At 61.4% G+C, this 20049-nt stretch carries 8 protein-coding genes and 1 pseudogene; 6 read left to right on the top strand and 3 right to left on the bottom strand.

Going from position 1 to position 20049, the window contains the following annotated elements; genetic code table 11:
* The first annotated feature begins 135 nt into the window (after positions 1–135).
* The 5 genes and pseudogenes from aceK (at position 136) to J7655_RS12765 (ending at position 4680) form a co-directional block, all read left to right on the top strand.
* A complete protein-coding gene (gene aceK / locus J7655_RS12775; RefSeq protein ID WP_230924777.1) occupies positions 136–1854 on the top strand; it encodes a bifunctional isocitrate dehydrogenase kinase/phosphatase in 1719 nt (572 codons plus the stop codon).
* Positions 1855–1941: 87 nt separating this feature from the next.
* On the top strand, positions 1942–2073 hold the full coding sequence (locus J7655_RS20795) for a PA1414 family protein (protein ID WP_256834787.1): 132 nt from the start codon (positions 1942–1944) through the stop codon (positions 2071–2073).
* A 365-nt stretch (positions 2074–2438) separates the two neighbouring features.
* Positions 2439–2720 (top strand): annotated as a pseudogene (locus tag J7655_RS21095) (PAS domain-containing protein); the annotation flags it as partial.
* Between the two features lie 261 nt (positions 2721–2981).
* A complete protein-coding gene (locus J7655_RS12770) occupies positions 2982–4004 on the top strand; it encodes a methyl-accepting chemotaxis protein (RefSeq protein ID WP_420850950.1) in 1023 nt (340 codons plus the stop codon).
* Between the two features lie 82 nt (positions 4005–4086).
* Complete coding sequence (locus J7655_RS12765; protein WP_230924775.1) at positions 4087–4680, top strand: tRNA-uridine aminocarboxypropyltransferase; 594 nt, start codon at positions 4087–4089, stop codon at positions 4678–4680.
* A 150-nt stretch (positions 4681–4830) separates the two neighbouring features.
* Here J7655_RS12765 and J7655_RS12760 read toward each other — a convergent pair whose 3' ends face one another.
* Genes J7655_RS12760 through J7655_RS12750 form a run of 3 tightly spaced genes read right to left on the bottom strand, consistent with a single transcriptional unit; the run spans position 4831 to position 9741 of the window.
* On the bottom strand, positions 4831–6189 hold the full coding sequence (locus tag J7655_RS12760) for an HlyD family type I secretion periplasmic adaptor subunit (RefSeq protein ID WP_230924774.1): 1359 nt from the start codon (positions 6187–6189) through the stop codon (positions 4831–4833).
* 12 nt (positions 6190–6201) lie between these two features.
* The gene (locus J7655_RS12755) at positions 6202–8361 is read right to left on the bottom strand and encodes a type I secretion system permease/ATPase (protein WP_420850876.1); all 2160 of its coding nucleotides are present in this window, start codon (positions 8359–8361) and stop codon (positions 6202–6204) included.
* Positions 8362–8385: 24 nt separating this feature from the next.
* Positions 8386–9741 (bottom strand): TolC family outer membrane protein, encoded by a 1356-nt coding sequence (locus tag J7655_RS12750; RefSeq protein WP_230924772.1) that lies wholly within the window; start codon positions 9739–9741, stop codon positions 8386–8388.
* 447 nt (positions 9742–10188) lie between these two features.
* On the opposite strand from J7655_RS12750, the gene J7655_RS12745 reads away from it, so the two are divergent.
* Positions 10189–19929, top strand: a complete 9741-nt coding sequence (locus tag J7655_RS12745) for a retention module-containing protein (protein WP_230924771.1) — start codon at positions 10189–10191, stop codon at positions 19927–19929.
* Positions 19930–20049 lie beyond the last annotated feature (120 nt).

Here is a 20049-nt window from a genome sequence, read left to right as displayed (position 1 = left end):
TGCGCTGTCGAACGAACCCGTAGCCCGGATGAAATCCGGGAAGACATGGGCGATAGTCCCCGGATTGCATCCGGGCTACGTTTGGCCGACTTTGTGGCTAAGCTCGCTTCACTCATTTCCTTGCGAGGCACTTCCATGGGACAGCAATGGCCGGCCAGTGAGATCGCGCGTCTGATTCTCGATGGCTTCGACGACTATCGCGAGCATTTTCGTCAGATCACCGATGGCGCGCGGGTACGTTTCGAGCAGGCGCAGTGGCAGGATGCGCAGCAAGCCTCGGCGGCGCGTATCAACCTCTACGAAGACAAGGTCGCCGAGACCCGCGAGCATCTGCTGCAAGGGTTTGATGCGTCGCTGCTGGAAGTCGGGCAGTGGCCGCTGGTCAAGAGCGCCTATATCGCCCTGATCGACCTGCGTTTCGATGACGAGTTGGCGGAAACCTGGTTCAACTCGATCTTCTGCAGCCTGTTCAGCCATGACCAGATCAGCGATGGCTGCATGTTCATCCACACTACGCGGCCGTCGCTGCGCAACCAGCCCAGTGCCGTCCAGATACGCGGCTATCGACCTGCAGGCGAATTACCGCCGGCATTGCAGGCAATCTTCGACGATTACCGGTTTGACGTGCCCTACGAAGACCTGCCGCGTGACTTGCTGCGCCTGGAGGAGCAACTGCGTGCCAGCCTGCCGGACTGGGTGTGCAAGGACCCTGAGTTATGCATCGAGCTGTTTTCCTCGGTGCTGTATCGCAACAAGGGTGCTTATCTGATCGGACGCATCTATAACCGCGAGGAGCAGTGGCCGCTGGCAATCCCGCTGCTGCATCGCGAAGGGCTGGGCATCCAGGCCGATGCAGCGATCACCGACGAGGCGGAGGTGTCGATCATCTTCTCCTTCACCCGCAGTTATTTCATGGTGGACGTGGCCATTCCGGCGGAGTTCGTCGGCTTTCTCAAGCGCATCCTGCCGGGCAAGCACATCGCCGAGCTGTACACCTCGATCGGCTTCTACAAGCATGGCAAATCCGAGTTCTACCGCGCCCTGATCGGCCACCTGGCCGGCACCGATGATCGCTTCATCATGGCGCCGGGGGTGCGCGGCATGGTCATGAGCGTGTTCACCCTGCCGGGCTTCAATACCGTGTTCAAGATCATCAAGGACCGTTTCGCCCACGCCAAGACGGTGGACCGCAATACGGTGATCGAGAAGTATCGCCTGGTGAAAAGCGTCGACCGCGTAGGGCGCATGGCCGATACCCAGGAGTTCGCCGACTTCCGTTTTCCCAAGGCCAAGTTCGAGCCTGAGTGCCTGGCCGAGTTGCTGGAGGTGGCACCGTCGACCGTGGTCGTGGAGGGTGACACCGTGCTTGTGCGCCACTGTTGGACCGAACGGCGCATGACGCCGCTGAACCTCTACCTGGAGAGTGCCAACGAAGCGCAGGTGCGCGAAGCGCTGGATGACTACGGCCTGGCCATCAAACAACTGGCGGCGGCCAATATCTTCCCTGGCGACATGTTGCTGAAGAATTTCGGCGTCACCCGCCATGGCCGCGTGGTGTTCTACGACTACGACGAGATCTGCTTTCTCACCGAAGTGAACTTCCGCCGCATCCCGCCGCCGCGTTTTCCCGAGGACGAAATGAGTTCCGAGCCCTGGTATTCGGTGGGGCCGATGGACGTGTTCCCCGAGGAGTTTCCGCCGTTCCTGTTCGCCGATATCAAGCAGCGCCGGCTGTTCAGCCAGTTGCATGGCAATCTCTATGACGCCGATTACTGGAAACAATTGCAGGAGGCGATTCGGGCGGGCAAGGTGATCGACGTATTCCCGTATCGACGCAAGAGTCCGGTGATTTGACGGAAGCTGGTTGAAATCCGCCTTGCCCGGCCTAATCTTACAGGTGAGCCGCTGGCTCTTCCCTTTACTTGGCAGGAGGTCGTACCCATGCTCGCCAAGCTGCAAGAACAACTGCAAGCCCTGCTGCAGGCCCTTGGCCTCGCCCCACAACCTCAGCCGATTCGCATCAGTGAAGCCGAGCAGGAGCGTCTGAGTCGCGAAGCGCGTCAGCGTCGCTGAAACTCGTCAGTTGAGCCGATGGGCCTTGAGCCAAGTGCCTATCAGCTCTGACTGAGCGTCTACTTTTTCATGCCGTTCAGGCCACTCTTATTGGGTTCAGCATGACTGGGCGCGTCTGCACGGTAGGCGTCGTTCTGTCTGCTTTCCTATCGGGATGAAAACCGTGAGCTTCTATCCGATATGTCGTGATCTGCTGAAGGCTCAACTCGATCCAGAACACTGTTAAAGACTTCATGGTGCCAGCCGAAAGCCTGATACGCACTGTTCATCAGGCTCTGCGCCTAATCGCTGATTAGCGCTCCTCTGGCGCTGTGCTACTACTTCTAGAAGAAACCAGTATCTCTTACCCACTGAGACACCTCCGAATGCGCCAGAACCTGCCCGTGACCCAACGTGAACGCACGTTTCCTGCGGACGATCGCCTTATTTCCACGACCGACATGGATAGCCGGATTACCTATTGCAATGATGCGTTTGTCGAGATCAGTGGTTTCACCCGCGAGGAACTGATTGGCCAGCCCCACAATCTTGTACGTCACCCGGATATGCCGCCGGCAGTATTCGGGCATATGTGGGACACCATCAAGCAGGGCAAACCTTGGATGGGTATCGTCAAGAACCGGGCGAAGAATGGTGATTTCTACTGGGTTAGTGCCTATGTGACGCCAGTTTATGAAGGCGGGCGCATGGTTGGTTATGAGTCGGTACGCTCGCTACCGACCCAGGCGCAGAAGCAGCGCGCGGAGAAGCTTTATGCCCGTTTGCGTGAGGGCAAGCCTGCGGTGCCGGCGATTGAACGCTGGACCTACAGCCTGGTGCGTTCCTGGCCGCTGATCCTGGTTGCCGCACTCATTCTGTTAGCCGAGCATTTCATGACGGGCGGACTGCTGGTCGGCGTTACCATCGCCATGATGATTGCGTTGGGCGCATATCAGTTGCATCGCAGCCGCACGTTGATCTTGCGTACCCTCGCCGAACATCCCAAGGCTTTCACCAGTGAGTTGGTGGCCCTGACCTACAGCGACAACCGGGGCGCGCAGGCGCTGCTGGATATGGCCATGATCAGTGAGGAGGCTCGTTTGCAGACCGCGTTGACGCGCCTCGAAGATGCAGGTGAAAACGTCAAGCGGCGAGCTGCGCAGGCTGCCCAACTGGCCAGTGCGGGTGCCGAGTTGCTGGACCAGCAACGAGCCGAGACGGATCAGTCGGCGACCGCTATCAATGAAATGGCCGCCACCATTCAGGAGGTCTCGCACAACGTACAGAACACCTCGCATGCTGCCGAGGAGGCGGATCGTCTGGCGCGTGAGGGACGTGATCTGGCCGTCGGCAGTCTCGACTCCATGCGGCAGATGGCCAAGGCCGTCAACGATATCGGCCAGGCGGTCAACGAGCTGGCCAACTCCACCCAGTCCATCGGCAGTGTCGCCGATGTGATCACCTCGATTGCCGAGCAGACCAATCTGCTGGCACTCAATGCCGCGATCGAAGCTGCGCGAGCGGGCGAGCAGGGACGTGGGTTCGCGGTGGTGGCCGATGAGGTTCGATCACTGGCTTCTCGCACTCGCCAGTCGACCGAGCAGATCCACCAGATCATCTCGGAGCTGCGTGCAGGAGCCGAGCGCGCCGTATTAACCGCCGGAAAGGGAGAGGAAATTTCCCGTGGCAGCGTAGAGAGTGTCGAGTCAGTACGGGATGCGCTGGAAGGCATCAGCTCTGCCGTGACGCGCATTACCGGCATGAGCCAGCAAATGGCGGCAGCGTCTGAAGAACAGAGTCATGTAGCCGAGGATATCAGCCGGCAGATCACCCGCATCGCCCAGCTTTCCGACCACAGTGCTGGCCAGGCACATCAGGGCGCGGCCATCAATCGCGAGCTGGAGCAGATGGCTGATTACCTGCACAGTCTGGCCGAACGCTTCAACCGCTGAGCCCGTCGTGCGTATGCAATCCAGGGTTTCCGGATAGCATACGCACTACGCGTCGCAGCGGTGTTCTGGCACACTGCGCGGCATGCCTCGTCCAACCTGTTCACGTTGCCAGCGCCCGCTGAGCCATTGTCTCTGTGCGCTGGTTCCCAGTCTCGACAGTCGTACCCGGGTGCTGATCCTGCAGCACCCGAGCGAGGTCGGCCATGCCCTCAATACCGCTCGCCTGGCTGCGCTTGGGTTGCGCAACGCGGAGCTGCGTGTCGGTGAGGTGTGCGATGATTTGCCGGCATTGCTTGCGCATTCTGATTATCGCGCCTGCCTGCTGTTTCCCGGTGAAGAGTCCGTCATCCTGAGTGCTTATGCGACTGATGAGAGGCCTTTGCTGCTGGTGGTTCCCGACGGCACCTGGCGCAAGGCGCGCAAGCTGCTGCACATGAACCCGTTGTTGGCGGCGTTGCCACGCGTCAGCCTGGATGGCGCCGCGCCGTCGCGTTATCGCCTGCGCAAGGCGCCGGAAGAGGGAGCGCTGTCGACCATCGAGGCGATTGCCACGGCACTGGATGTGCTGGAGGCGCCGCACGATTTCAGCGCATTGCTCAGGCCCTTCGATGCGTTGATCGAAGGGCAGATCGCGGCGATGGGAGAAGAGGTCTTCATCCGCAATCACCAGCGTTAGGTGGCAAGGGCGCATCCTGGGATGCCGCGTAGCCCGGATGCAATCCAAGGCTGATTGTCGGGACGCAGAACCTCCCCGGATTACAGCCGAGCGACGAAACTACGATGTCGCGTCGGCCGCGAGGCCTTGAATGCCGTGTGTTCGGCGCGCTCAGCGTTCGCGCATGGCCTCGGAACGGGCCTTGAGCACCGGTTTGAGCAGGTAGTCCAGTACACTTTTTTCGCCGGTGATGATGTCCACGGTGGCGACCATGCCGGGGATGATCAGCAGAGGGTGTTCCGGATTGCCAAGATGGCTTTTTTCGGTACGCACCTGGATTAGGTAGAAGCTGTTGCCTTCCTCGTCGGTGATGGTGTCGGCGCTGATCAGTTCCAGATTGGCCTTGAGACCGCCATAGATGGTGTAGTCATAGGCAGTGAACTTGACCATGGCCTTCTGACCTGGGTGCAGGAAAGCGACATCCTGTGGGCGCACCTTGGCTTCGATCAGCAGGCTGTCATCCAGCGGCACGATTTCCAGCATGTCGCTACCTGGCTGAACCACACCGCCGATGGTGTTGACCTTGAGTTGCTTGATCACGCCGCGCACGGGCGAGGTCACGGTGGTGCGGGTCACCTTGTCTTCGATGGCTACGCTGGTGGCGGTAATCTTCTGCAGTTCCGTGCGTACTTCATTGAGTTCCTTGAAGGCTTCGGCGCGAAAAGCCAGCTCGGACTCCTCCATCTTGCTTCTGATTTCGCTCATGGCCGCTTCAGCACGCGGAATGGCCAGGTTGGTGGCCTCCAGTGAGCCACGTACTTCCACCAGGCTACGGCGAAGGCGTAGAACCTCGACCTGGGAAATCGCGCCCGAAGCCACCAGCGGCTGTGACATGTTCAGCTCCTGCTGCAGCAGGCCCAGGCTGGAGCGGTATTGCTGGGCCTTGGAGCGGAATTCGGCCAGCTCCTGTTCCTTCTGGCGCAGTTGCTCACCGAGGGTACGTTGCTCGCTGCGCAGGCGCTCCTGCCGTGAGCGGTAGAGAGCCAGTTGGTCTTCGGCCAACTGTGGCGCATCGCGGGTGATTTCCTCGGGCAGCCGTGGTGCGCGACCTTCGGCCTCTGCACTGAGACGTTCGAGACGGGCGATGAGGGCCAGACGATCCGCTTCGGTTTCGCCGCGGTTGGAGAGGAAGCGCGTGTCATCGAGCCTCAGCAGGGTATCGCCCTTGTCCACCACCTGGCCCTCGCGCACGAATATCTCGCTGACGATGCCGCCTTCGAGATTCTGGATCACCTGCACTTTGCTCGAGGGGATGGCCTTGCCTTCGCCGGTGGTGACTTCCTCAAGCACGGCAAAATGCGCCCAGATCAATGCCGTGAGCAGGCAGGCGCTGACCGCCCATACCGTGATGCGGCTCAGCCAGGGTGAATCCTCCAGGATGGCGCCTTCGACTTCCGGCATGAATTCGGTGTCCTGGCGTTTTTCGCGCAGGCTGTCGAAGTAGTTGCTGAGGTTCTGCGTCGCGTGCATCACAGATCGCTCCTACAGGCTGGCCGGGCCGACACGGCCCTTGCGCAAGGCTTCGATCACGGCCTCTTTGGGGCCGTCCGCTACCACTTTGCCGCTATCCAGCACGGTCAGACGGTCGACCAGGCTGAGCATGGAGGCGCGATGGGTGATGAGGATCAGCGTCTTGCCTTGTACCCAGTTGTGCAGGCGTTGGCGCAGCAGGTCTTCGCTGGTGTTGTCCATGGCGCTGGTGGGCTCGTCGAGCACCAGGATGGGTGGGTCGAGCAGCAGCGCGCGGGCCAGCAGCACGGCCTGGCGCTGGCCACCGGAGAGCAGTTGTCCGCGTTCGCCTACCGGGCGATCGAAGCCTTGCGGATGCTGCCGGGCCAGGTCGACCACGCCGGTCAGTTCGGCGACTTCGAGCATGCGTGCGTCGCTGATGTAACGGGCACCCAGGGTGAGGTTGTCGCGCAGGCTGCCGGCCAGCAGTGGCAGGTCGTGGGCGACGTAGCCGATCTGGTGGCGCAGGTCGGCGACATCCAGTTGGCGCAGATCGAGGTTGTCCAGCAGGATCTGTCCTTCGTCGGCGCTGTAGAAGGCCATCAGCAGTCGGGCCAGGGTGCTCTTGCCCGAGCCGCTGCGGCCGATGATGCCGAGGCGTTCTCCGGCTGCCAGGCGCAGGCTGACGTTGTTCAGGGCTGGTGCGTTCTGGCCGGGGTAGGTGAAGCTGACCTGGCGAATCTCCAGGCTGCCCTTGAGCAGGGTGCGATCCAGCGGGCGCTGCTTGTCCTGACGCTCCTGCGGCAGGGCCATCAGGGCGTCGGTGCTGGTCATGGTCAGGCGTGCCTGCTGGTAGCGGGTAATCAGCCCGGCGATTTGCCCGAGCGGGGCAAGGATGCGGCTGCCGAGCATGTAGCAGGCCACCAGCGCACCGACGCTGAGATGGCCGGCGATGATCAGGTAGACCCCGGCGACGATGGTCGCCATGCCGGCGAACTGCTGCAGGAACAGCGTGCCGTTGGTAGCCAGCGAAGCGAGGAATTTGGCATGGCCGTCCAGGCGGGTGAGGGCGCCATGGGTTTGCTCCCACTGGTGCTGACGCTCGCTCTCGGCACCGCAAGCCTTGAGCGTTTCCAGGCCGCCGAGGGTTTCGATCAGCAAGGCCTGGCGTTGTGCACCGAGTTGCAGGCTCTTGTGCACCGTATCGCGCAGGCGGATCTGGATGACCCAGGCGAAAACGATGGTGATGGGAAAGGCCAGCAGCGGGATGAACACCAGCGGCCCGCCGATCAGCCCGATCACCAGCAACATCAACAGGGAAAAAGGCAGATCGATCAGGCTGGTCAGGGTCACGGCGGTGAGGAAATCGCGCAGCCCCTGAAAATCATGAATGCTCTGGGCGAAGCCGCCGACGCTGGCCGGCCGCGCTTTCATCGACATACCGGTGATGCGTTCGAACAAGGTGGCCGACAAAACCACGTCGGTCTTCTTGCCCGCAGTGTCGAGCAGGTGCGCGCGCAGCACCTTGAGCAGCAGTTCGAAGCCAGTGCCGATAAACAGGCCTATGGCCAATACCCAGAGCGTAGCGGTCGCCTGGTTGGGCACCACGCGGTCGTAGGTCTGCATGACGAACAGCGGCACCATCAGGCCGAGCAGGTTGATCAGCAGGCTGGCCAGCACGGCATCGGTATAGAGCCAGCGCGACAGCTTGAGGGTGTCGCGGAACCAGGCTTCGATGCGTGGCACCAGCGGTGTGCGGGCTTCTTCCAGCTCATGCCGTGGGCGGGCGAAGAACGCCTGGCCGCTGTATTCGGCAGCCAGTTGCTCACGACTGACCCACTGCTCGCCGCCGTCTGCCTCGCACGGCAGGATCTGTGCCTGCTGCTTTGGCCCCCACTGGCGCAGCACGGCACTGCGACCATCCTTGAGCAGCAGCAGAACCGGTAGATTCAACGCCGAAATGCTGGCCAGTTCGCGCTGCAGCATACGGCCCTGCAGTCCGGCCCGTGCCGCTGCACGCGGCAGCAGTTCGGGGCTCAGACGCTGGGCCGGTAATGGCAGGCCGGCGCTCAGGCTGCCACGGCTGGCCGAGCAGCCGTGCAGGCGACAGAGGATCAACAGGCCGTCGAGCAGCGGATCGTCATGGCTGAGCCGTGGATCGCTTGTAGCTATGGGCCGTTCCATGCTGGTCAATTTCGACTACTCCTCGGGCCGGTATTACTTCATTTCCGGCAAGCGCGCCTCACTCTTCACTTCCGAGAGGGCTACGGCCTGCGCCGGGACTACGACCTGTTGCTGACGCAGCAGATCACCCATGGCCGCGACGACGCGGTACATCGAGAACTCCTCGCCGTAGCGAACCTCGGTGTAGCGCCGATTGGCGGTGAATAGTTCGTTCTCGCTGTCGAGCAGGTCGAGCAGGGTGCGCTGACCCAGGCTGAACTGCTGCTGATAGGCCTCGCGCACGCGTGTGGTGTAGTCCGCATAGTCGCGGGCCTTGGGGGTTTGCAGGCGCGCATTCTCCATGGCATTCCAGGCCAGCGAGAGATTTTCGTTGAGCACCCGCAGGGCGTTGTTGCGGATGTCCATCGACTCGTTGATCTGGTGCGCGGCTGACTCCAGGCGGGCCTTGTCGCGCATGCCATTGAACAGGTTGTAGTTCATCACCACGGCGGCCCGCCAGGAGTTGTTGTGGCCTTCGTCGCCTTGTACGTTGTCATCGGCCGAGGTGGCCAGTTCCAGATCGAAGCGTGGGTAGAACGGCGATTTGGCAACCTCGTACTGTTTCTCGGCAGCGTTGACGTCAGCCTGTGCCGATTTCAGGAAGGGGTTGTTCTCCATCACGGTCTGCCGTGCGGCGAGCAAGTCGGCAGGCATGCCACCCTTGATCGAGGCCGGGGTTTCCAGTTGATCCGGCAGGCGCCCGACGGCACTGAAGAAATTGGCCTCGGCATCGGCCAGGTTGACCTCTTCGGTGTAGAGGTTGTTCTGCGCCAGGGCCAGACGTGCTTCGGACTGATCCAGATCAGCCGTGCTGCCTACGCCTTGGCGGCTACGCATGCCGATCTGGTCGTTGATGCGCTGATGCGCCTGCAGATTGTTGCGCGCCAGCGTGACCATCTCGCGGCGCATCAGCACATCGAGGTATACCTCGACGGTGCGCAGGGCGAGGCTTTCCGACGTGCCAAGCAGACGATAGGCGCGCGAGTTGACCACCTCTTTCGTGCGCGCTACTTCGTTGGGGGTATTGAAACCGTCGAACAGCATTTGCCGCAGACGTAACTCGGCATCGCGGTAGTTCAGTGTTTCCGTGTTGTGGTCGCCCAGTGCTCGAGTGCTGGGGCTGTCCGTCCGTTCCCGGCCATAGCCAACCAGCAGGTCGACAGTGGGGAGATAGCCACCCTTGGCAAATTTCACATCTTCATCCGAAGCGAGCCGACTATTGGTGGCAGCACGGATTTCCGGGTGGTTGTCCAGCGTGCTCTGAATCGCTTCCGAGAGATTCATGGCCTGTGCCTGGCTGCAAACGGTCGCCAAAAGCATGGCGTGCAACAGGGGTTTCAAGGTGCGCATTGGGGTTTCTCCTTGCTGCTGTTCTTATCCTGTCGCCATAAAAATGGCGTTTTTGCCTGTAAAAGCGTTTCAGGCTTGTAACATCAGAGCTAAGAACAACTTTTGAGAGACCTAAGACGTTTTCTTCATAACCTATATTCAGAAAAAATCTTATGAACTCTGCGAAAAGCAGCACATTGTTTGAACTCGAGTGCTGTGCAATGCCTGATTTTTCGAGGGTTGTGCAGGTGAGGTGGGCTTTCAGGCACGAAAAGGCGAGGATGCATCTGGTGGAGTCGTTCGACGCATGTGGTGGTGACATTTTTTTGTCGTAAGTGTTTTTTTGATTTTGCGTCGTTCCACTTCGATCAGCTGTACAGGGTTCTTTCCTCGACCGTGAAGAGTTCTTCTGGCCCTTTCGGTAGATGCGTGTCGGCGGTGGTCGGCAGCTGTAGTGAGGATGGAATCATGGCTACTCTCATTGGTGTCGTCAGTCAGGTGGTCGGCGAAGTGTTCGCGGTAGCGAGCGACGGATCGCGCCGGCCAATCAGCGAAGGTGATCGGGTCTATGCAGGCGAACAACTGCTGACCGGGGTTGCCGGTGCGGTTGCGGTGACCCTGACCAATGGCCAGCAACTGACCCTGGGGCGCGACAGCAACATCACCCTCGATGCGCAGATGTTTGCCGATCGTGGTGAGCCGCAAGCACCGGCCGCTGAAGCGCCTCCCGCAGCTCCCAGCGATGCCGATCTGACCGATGTCGAGCGCCTGCAGGCTGCCATCGAGGCGGGTGTTGACCCGACTCTGGAAGGTGAGGCCACTGCGGCTGGGCCGGGTGCAGGCGGTGCTGCAGGTGGTGCCGGTGGTGGCCATTCTTTCGTGTTGCTCGGTGAGGTCGGCGGGGCACTGGATCCGGTCATTGGTTTTCCCACGGAGGGCCTACCCGGTGGGCCTGAGTTTCCGGAGGGTGAGCCCGTCGCCACTGCCGATGCCACGCCTGCTGTGGATGGCGTGCCCACGGGAGGCGCAGCCTCCAATGCGGTGGACGAGGATGGCCTGCCTGACGGCATCGTCGGTGGCGTCAACGACCTGGACGGCGAGGTCACGAGTGTCAATGGCGTCCTTGGCTACAGTTTTGGGCCGGATGGCCCCGGCACCTTCGCCTGGTCGACCGCCGGCCTGGCCGCGCTGGGCGTCAGCTCCGGTGGCGCACCGCTGGTCTATCAGGTTAGCCCCGATGGTTTGACGTTGACCGCGACGGCGGGGGAGTCCGTGGTGTTCGTGGCCCAGGTCACCAACCTGGCCACGGGGGCCTATCAGTTCCAGCTTTTCGCCCCGCTCGATCATGCAGCTCCGGAATTGGGTGGCAGTGACGAGAACGACATCCTTTATCAGTTCGGCTACACCATCACCGATGGCAACGGCACCCCCGCGACCGGTAGCCTGAGCATCCTGATCGACGACGACAGCCCTATACAGTCGGGCGGTGAGCAGGAGCGGCCGTGGATTCGTGCTCAGGTGCATGAGGATGCGCTGGGCACTGGCAATGCGGAACCGGATAACCTGCCGGCGCAAACCACACAGGCCATCGGTGAGCCGGGCACGCTCAATAACCTTGTCGACTTCGGCGCCGACGGCCCTGGCAGCTTCCAGCTCGACACCCGTGCCGAAGCGCTGAGCGACCTGCAGGCGCTGGGTTTGTCATCAGCTGGCCAGGCGCTGGTCTATTCGGTGTCCGAAGATGGCACCACCCTGACTGCCACAGCCGGTGCGCAAGGTGCGCCAGTATTCACCCTGGTGGTCGGCGCGGACGGCAGCTACACCTTCACCCTGCTTGGGCCTATCGATCATACGCAGCAGGACGGTGTCGACTCGGAAACCCTGGGCAGTAGCGAGCTGTCGCTGGACTTCTCGAAGCTGCTGATCGCCACGGATTTCGATGGCGATGCCGTGCCTGGCGGTTTCGTCAGCGGTAGCTTCGTCATCGATATCGAGGACGATGTGCCGGTACAGATCGGCGGCGAGGAGCGTCCAGTGGTCACCGGCCAGGTGCAGGAAGATGCGCTGACTGGCGGCAATACCGAAGGCAGCGGACAGACGCTGACGGCCAGCGGTGCGGCCGGCACCCTGGATGCGCTGGTGGCGTTCGGTGCGGACGGTCGCGGCGGCTTCCAATTGAGCCAGGAGCCTGGCGCGCTGTCCGGCCTGCAGGGGCTGAACCTGATTTCCGGTGGCGTGGCACTGGTGTACAGTGTTTCCATCGATGGAACCACTTTGACGGCTACTGCAGGTGGGGGCGGCGATCCAGTCTTCACCCTGATAGTGCGGCCAGACGGCAGTTACGACTTCACCCTGCAAGGCCCGGTCGATCATCCGCAGCAGAATGGCGTGGACTCGGAAACCCTGGGCGGCAGCGAGCGGGTGCTGGATTTCTCCACCGTGCTGGTGGCCACAGATGGTGACGGTGACCCGATCTTCGGCGGCTTCGCCGAGGGCAGCTTCGTCATCGATATCGAGGACGATGTGCCGGTACAGATCGGCGGCGAGGAGCGTCCAGTGGTCACCGGCCAGGTGCAGGAAGATGCGCTGACTGGCGGCAATACCGAAGGCAGCGGACAGACGCTGACGGCCATCGGTGCGGCCGGCACCCTGGATGCGCTGGTGGCGTTCGGTGCGGACGGTCGCGGCGGCTTCCAATTGAGCCAGGAGCCTGGCGCGCTGTCCGGCCTGCAGGGGCTGAACCTGACTTCCGGTGGCGTGGCACTGGTGTACAGTGTTTCCATCGATGGAACCACTTTGACGGCTACTGCAGGTGGGGGCGGCGATCCAGTCTTCACCCTGATAGTGCGGCCAGACGGCAGTTACGACTTCACCCTGCAAGGCCCGGTCGATCATCCGCAGCAGGATGGCGTTGACTCCGAAATCCTCGGCGGCAGCGAGCGGGCGCTGGACTTCTCCGGTGTGCTGGTGGCCACCGATGGCGACGGTGACCCGATCTTCGGCGGCTTCGCCGAGGGCAGCTTCGTCATCGACATTGAGGATGATGTGCCAGTCCTGAAAAACCTCGATCCGCAGCAGGCGCTGCCGGGCGGGACGGTGCATGAGGATCTGCTGTCCTCGCCTTACACCGGCAATGCCGAGGGTGGCGCGCAGACCTTGGTGGTGAGTACCGCGACGGGCGCAGGCACGCTGAGTTCGCTGGTGTCCTTCGGCGCCGATGGCCCCGGTGTTTTCGGCCTGGTGGACGGCGATACGGCTACCGCGCTGCTCGATGCTCAGAGCCTGAAATCAGGCGGTGAGAACCTGGTCTATGACGTGGTGCAAACCGTTATCGACGGCAAGCTGGTAAGCACTACGCTGACGGCAGTATCCGCCGACATCCTGGGTAATTACCCGGTCTTCACCTTGCAGGTGAATGCCGATGGCAGTTTCAGTTTCACCCTGCAGGGGCCGATCGACCATCCGCAGGCCAATGGCGATGATGGCGAACTGTGGAGCAACGTAGGGGCTACCGGAATCGACTTCACCCAACTGTTCACCGCTACCGATGGCGATGGCGATCCGCTAAAACTGCCTGAGGGCAGCAGTGGGCTGTTCGTCATCAACATCGAGGACGATGTTCCAGAACTGGTGACCAGCGAGCCGGAGTACAGCCTGACCCTGACTTACCAGGGGGGCGATGCGTCCTATGCCAATAGCTACGGCTACTACATCAAGGGGCCGGACGGTGTCCCGGTCAGCGGTGTGGTGGTGTGGTCTGACACGACGCAACTGAGCATTGGCAGCAGCGTGACGCTGGAAGGCCTGGCCCCCGACAGCATTGGCTTCTTCATCATCCCTAACGGTGGTGCCAATGGCGTCAGCAATGGCACCGAGGTGAGCTTCGAGCTGGTCGATGGTCAGTGGCAGGTCTTTGCCAATGGTTCTCCGCTGGTAGGCGAAGGCGGTGCCAGTGTGGTGTTCGACAATCCGGCACTGAATCCGGATAACAAACCCCATGTTCAGGACAACGCCGCCCCTGGCAATCAGAACTGGGAAGACGTCAACAACAGCGGCAGCGACAACGACTACAACGACGTCAATATCCAGGCCACCTGGGCGAATAGCACACCGCCCGCCATCGGTGGCACCGTTCATGAAGACAAGCTCGACAGCCCGCATATCGGTAATCCCGAGTCCAGCCAGACCCTGGTAGTCAGCACCGCTACCGGCGCGGGTAGCCTGGCCTCGCTGGTGGCCTTTGGCGCCGATGGGCGTGGCAGCTTTGGCCTGGTCAGCAGCGAGGCCGCTACGGCCGCTCTCGATGGGCAGGGCCTGGCCTCGGCGGAAAGGCCACTGGTCTATACGGTCAGTGAAAGCCTCGACGACCAGGGCCATCTGCTCAGCACCACGCTCACCGCGACCGCTGCCGCAGAGGTCGGCGGCTATCCGGTGTTCACCCTGGTGATCAATGCCAATGGCAGCTTCAGTTTCACTCTGCAGGGGCCGATCGATCATCCGCAGGCGGACGGCAACGACAGTGAACTGTGGTCGAGCGATGGCAAGATCGGCATCGACTTCACCCACTTGCTGGCCATCACCGATGGTGACGGCGATCCGCTGAATATTCATGAAGGTGTGGGCGGCCTGTTCGTGATCAATATTGAGGACGACGTACCGACCCTGAGCCTCGGGATCAATACCCAGGCTCTGGCTCAGTTGGAAGTGGTGCTGGACGAAACCCGTGGCGAGCAGGATCGCTACGCCGCCAACGACGACACCAGCCAGGGCTATATCAATGACGATGCCGGCGGCGCGCTGGCGCGTACCACGACTCAGGTTTCTGGCGGTCTCAGCGCGTTGTTCAGCGTCAGCTCCGCGGCCGGGGCCGATGGTCAGGCATCGCTCAGTAGCAGCCTGAGCTTTACCGGCATCCCACCTGAGGGGCTGGCCACCACGTTGTCAGCTACTGACGGCGGTGCCATCCGTCTGATCGTCGATGCCTCCGATAGCCAACTGCTCAGAGGGCTCGACAGCAGCGGCGATACGGTCTTCACCATTGCCATCATCACGGTCGACGGTCAGGCGCAATTGCAGACCACTCTGTTCGAGGCCATTCGTCACCCGGACAACGGCCAGCGCTTCGATGAAGCGGTCGACCTGCTGATCAAGGACGGTTCGCTGAAACTGCAGTATCAGATGATCCTCGTCGATGGTGACGGTGATGCCGTCACCCGCAGCGAGAGTGTGGAGCTGGCCGGCGGTAAATCGTCGTATTTCTCCTTCCAGGACGACGGGCCGAAAATCACCGCGTTCTCCATTGCCGAGGAGGCCAAGCTCTATGTTGACGAGTCGGTTGGCGCGGGCGGCTCCAGCCAGAACGAGCCGGGATATGCCGCGCCAAATGACGAACTCGGGCATGGCAGCGTGCTGGGTTACGCGCGCATCCAGGGCAAGGACTTGTTCAGCCTGAGCGCCGACGGTGGCGCAGATGGCCTGGATGCCAGCCGCACCCGCTTCAGCCTGAGCCTCAGCGCCAATGGCGTGGATTCGGGCCTCGACGCCACGGCTGGTGGCGACATCCTGTTGTTCAAAGACGCTGACGGCAACATTCTCGGCAAGGCCAACGGCGTCACGGTGTTCAAGATCAGCGTCAATGCCATTGATGGTAGCGTAACGCTGGAGCAATACCAGGCTATCAAGCATGGCGATACCGATAGCCACGACGAGCTGGCGTCGATCAAGGAGGGCGTGCTGACACTCGGCGTGACCGTCTTTGACAAGGATGGCGACGTGCAGAGCGCCAGCCTGGATCTGGGCAAGGTGGTCGGCTTCGAGGACGACGGCCCATCGGCGCAGATCGCCTTGAACGCTCAGGTGAAACTGATCCTCGACGAGTCGCTGGGCACCGATCCGACGGACAGCAATGCCGCGCTGGACGACGATGTCTCGTCCAATACCTTCCCGGCTGGGTACGGTACGCCGATCGGGCTGATGCAGGGTGATCTGGTCGACGTGCAGAGCGCGGATGTGGGTACCGACGAAGCCGGCTCCAGCGTTGCCTTGAGCCTGAGCATCACTGACCCCAACTCCGGGCTGATGACCACCAGCGGGCAGGCGATCACGCTGTATCAGGAGAGCGATGGCAGCATCAACGGACGCATTGGTGGTGCGACCGGTACCGTGGTCATCGCCGTCAGCATGGATGCAGCAGGTGTGGTGACCGTGGCGCAGTATCAGGCGCTGCAGCACCCGACCTCACCGGACAGCCAGGACGAGTCCGTCAATTTGAGCGGCAAGCTCGAAGCGGTGCTGACGGTGACCGATGGCGATGGCGACGTGACGATTTCCAGGGTGGACATCGGTGGGCAGATTCTCTTCGAGGACGATGGCCCCCGCGTCATCCAGCCCGATTGTGCCGAGCTTCAGGAGCAGACTGGCTTCACCACTCAGGGCGTGATTCAGGCCGACTATGGCAGCGACGGCGGTGGCTTCGACCTGTCGGCCAACGCCGGGCCGACCGCTGACGGCCTGTTCTACAGCGTGGTCAAGGAGAACGGTGTCACCACACTGACGGCCACGGTCGGCGATGCCGATGGCGAGACGTTCTTCACCCTGACCGTCTACGACGATCCAGATGCGCTGGGCAATGGCAACAACTACGAGCTGACCATCTTCAATGCGCGCCCGGTGACCATTGCCGACTTCGATCTGCAGTCGATCGATGCCGGTCAGCCTGAGGCTTCGTTCCTCGTCGATAGTGGCGAAGGGCTGTCGGTCACCCTGACGGGCAGCGGTCTGGTCAACCCATCGAACCAGGGCGTCGGCGTCGGTGGCAACAACCTGATCAATGGCGCCGAGCAACTGCACATGGCCTTCAGCGCCACGGTCTATTCGGCCGAGGTCAGCGTGCAGAAACTGTCGTCCGGCGATCAGCTGTCCTGGCAGGCCTTCGACGAAAACGACCAACTGGTGGCCTCCGGTACGCAGAATGGCCAGGGCTCGGAGAACTCGGCGTTCACCTTCGACCTGGCCGGTTCGACCTTCACCTTCGGTTCGGCCGCCTCGCTGGCCGAGGGCTTCGTCAAGCTGACCTTTGCTTCCAACGACGGCGACTACCGCATCCAGAACATCGCCCTGGAGCAGCAGTTCCTGCCACCGAGTCTGGATCTGTCGTTCCACATTGACGTCGTCGATGGCGACAACGATGTGGTCAGCACCCAGCTGGATATCTGCTTCGTCAACGATCAACCATCCGGTGGTTTCGTCTTCGACCGTGTCGACGAAGAGGGCCTGCCAAACGGCATCGTGGGCGGCGTGGCGGATGATGACGGGGTTGCGACCATCGTCACCGGCAGCCTGGGCTATGACTATGGCGACGATGGCTTTGGCAGTTTCGCCTGGCAAACCGATGGTTTACCGGCCGTCACCTCGGGCGGCCAGTCTGTGGAGTATCAGGTCAGCGACAATGGCCTGGTGCTGACGGCGCAGACTGTGGGCAGTCAGCAGCCTGTGTTCACCGTGACCCTGACCAACACCGCGACGGGGGCGTTCCAGTTCCAGTTGCATGCACCGCTGGATCATCCTGCGCCCGCTTCGGGCAGCGTGGAAAACAACCTGGACTTCCAGTTCGGTTACCAGATGGTCGATGGCAATGGTTCCACGGCAAGCGGAGCACTGATCATTTCAGTAGACGACGACTCGCCGGCCCAGCCGAACGATATCGCCAAATCTGCCAGTGAGCCGCTGGGTATTCATACCAATCTCATGGTGGTACTGGACCTGTCTGGCAGCATGGACGACGCGCCCTCGGGCGTCAGTGGGTTCACTACCAAGCTGGCGCTGGCCAAGGATGCTGTGCAACGTCTGATCGACAGCTACGATAACCTTGGCGATGTGATGGTGCGCATCGTGACCTTTGCCAATACGGCCAGCGCCGTGGGTAATGTCTGGATGACGGCCAACGACGCCAAGGCCTGGTTGACCGCGCTGGCCAATAACGCCGGAAACGGCTCGACCAACTATGACGATGCGTTGATCAAGGCGATGAGCGCCTACGACTCGACCGGGAAGCTCACCGGTACCGGCGTGCAGAGCGTCTCCTACTTCCTCTCCGACGGGCAGCCGACGTTGTCCAACGCCAACCCGGGCAGCAATAACAGCGGCAGCCAGTACAACCCGGAACTGGGTGATGGTATCGGTGCCGGCGAAGAGGCGGACTGGATCGCTTTCCTGACGGCCAGGGGCATCAAGTCCTACGCACTGGGCATGGGGCTTGGCAGCGACCTCGACCAGACGTTGCTCAACCCGATCGCTTATGACGGCAAGGCTGGCGTCAATACCGATGGCATCCTGGTCTCCAACCTCAATCAGCTCAACGACACCCTGCAGGGTACGGTGACGGGGACGGTTATTACCGGCAACCTGATCGACGAAGGCAGCAATGGTTTCGGTGCAGACGGCCCGGGCGTGCTGCCAATCGCGTCGATCACGCACAATGGTGTGACCTATACCCGTGCCTCCGCGGCCTACGATGAAGCGACGCACACGCTGACCTTCACCACCGCAGGTGGCGGCGCGTTCAGCGTCAACCTGCTCACCGGAGCCTACACCTACAGTTTCAACGGAGATGTGGCCGAAAACCGGACGGACACCATTCGCTATACGCTGGTCGACCGGGACGGCGATGCTGCGACCGCCGAACTCAAGTTGACCATCACCGACAGCAGCGAGGTGCATGCCTACGATAACTACAACCAGGCTGTCGTAGGGCAGACATGGGTGACGCCGAACCCGGTGCCCAAGGTACTGGCGGACTTCTCCAGCACCAGCAATCCTGCCTCCTCAGGACCCAACTACAACCCCTGGATATTCGATACCTTTAACAACGGCAACGTAAGTGGCAATGAAACCACGGTGATTACGCAGGCCAATGTTCTGGACGTGTCGGGCAGCAAGTGGGGCGCCACCGCGCTCAGTTCTACCAATGGCGTCAGTGTGCAGAGTGGTGCGCTTCAGCTTATCGACAGCGACCGTAGCGCCGGTGTCAGCACCAAGGCGGCAACGCCGACCTTCGACGTTGCCAGCGACAGCACTGCCAGGGTTTCTTTCGATCTGGGTAGCATCAGAAACTTCAGCAGCAGCGGCACGGGCGATCAGTTCACCTGGACGTTATACAAGCAGAATGGCAGCGCTTGGGAGCTGGTGCAGAGTGGCACCCATGCATCCAGTAACTCGACTACTGTCACCAGCAATAGCGTGGGCGAGGGTACTTATCGTCTCTACTTCGAGGTCAATGATCGTACCAACAACAGCAGCAGCTACCGTGTAAGGGTGGACAACATCACCCTGATCACCGTGGCCGCCGCGATGCTGGTCGACACGGCCACGGCAGTTGCAGGTAACGTGCTGACCGACCCCAATAACTACCTCAATAGCGACCACCCTTGGGGCGCGGTGGACAGCAAGGGCAGCGAAGGGGCCGTACTCAGCGTTCTGGACAACGGCAACTTTGTCGCAGTCGGCACCTCGAAGACTCTCACAGGGCAGTGGGGTAGCTTGCTGATACAGGGTGATGGTGCCTACACCTACACGCCGGATCCCGACTACGCCAACCTGGGCAAGGAAGATGTCTTCACCTATCAACTGACCCAGCCCGATGGTGACGTCAGCACGGCGCGCCTGGTGGTTGGTATCGGCTCCGGCGTGGCGGTTCAGCCCAACGTGATAATGGGCCATGAGGCGCTCAACGACACCTTGCTGGGCAGCGAAGGCAGTGATGTGCTGCTGGGATTAGGCGGCAACGATACGCTCTATGGGCTGGGTGGCAATGACCGTCTGGAGGGCGGTGATGGCAACGACACCCTGATCGCCGGCAAGGGCAACGACATCCTCATCGGCGGTGGCGGCAATGACACCTTCGTCTGGACTGCTGATGATCGTGGCGGAAACTATCACGACATCATCAAGGACTTCGGCAATGGCGACGACAAGCTGGACCTGTCGCAGCTATTGCAGGGGATCGAAGAACCCGCCACGGCCGATGTGCTGACTCAGTATCTGAGCTTCGACTTCGTCAGTGATCCGGGTAGTACGGTGATCAACATCGCCAGCGCTGGAGGTGGCGCGCCGGTTGATCAGACCATCACCCTGGAAAATACCGTGCTGTCGGGCGGTAATGCAGCGGAAATCATCCAGGGCATGCTGGATAACCAGCAACTGGTCGCCTGAGGTGCCAGGCAGGCTGCCAGTGTGCTGGTGGCCTTCCTGGCAAGGGGATATGCTCTTCAGAGTTTCCTTAGTTGGAGCACTGAACTAGAGTAAGCCCGCTACCCGCTCCGGGTAGTGGGC

The sequence above is a fragment of the Pseudomonas wenzhouensis genome, assembly GCF_021029445.1.
Lineage (GTDB): Bacteria > Pseudomonadota > Gammaproteobacteria > Pseudomonadales > Pseudomonadaceae > Aquipseudomonas > Aquipseudomonas wenzhouensis.
Note: the sequence above shows the minus strand (reverse complement) of the source record. Positions and strands in the feature narration are given on the sequence as shown.

Excerpts from the sequence above, each read along its gene's own strand:
- aceK (WP_230924777.1), top strand. The coding sequence starts at position 136 with ATGGGACAGCAATGGCCGGCCAGTGAGATCGCGCGTCTGATTCTCGAT.
- J7655_RS20795 (WP_256834787.1), top strand. The coding sequence starts at position 1,942 with ATGCTCGCCAAGCTGCAAGAACAACTGCAAGCCCTGCTGCAGGCCCTT.
- J7655_RS12770 (WP_420850950.1), top strand. The coding sequence starts at position 2,982 with ATGATGATTGCGTTGGGCGCATATCAGTTGCATCGCAGCCGCACGTTG.
- J7655_RS12765 (WP_230924775.1), top strand. The coding sequence starts at position 4,087 with ATGCCTCGTCCAACCTGTTCACGTTGCCAGCGCCCGCTGAGCCATTGT.
- J7655_RS12760 (WP_230924774.1), bottom strand. The coding sequence starts at position 6,189 with ATGCACGCGACGCAGAACCTCAGCAACTACTTCGACAGCCTGCGCGAA.
- J7655_RS12750 (WP_230924772.1), bottom strand. The coding sequence starts at position 9,741 with ATGCGCACCTTGAAACCCCTGTTGCACGCCATGCTTTTGGCGACCGTT.
- J7655_RS12745 (WP_230924771.1), top strand. The coding sequence starts at position 10,189 with ATGGCTACTCTCATTGGTGTCGTCAGTCAGGTGGTCGGCGAAGTGTTC.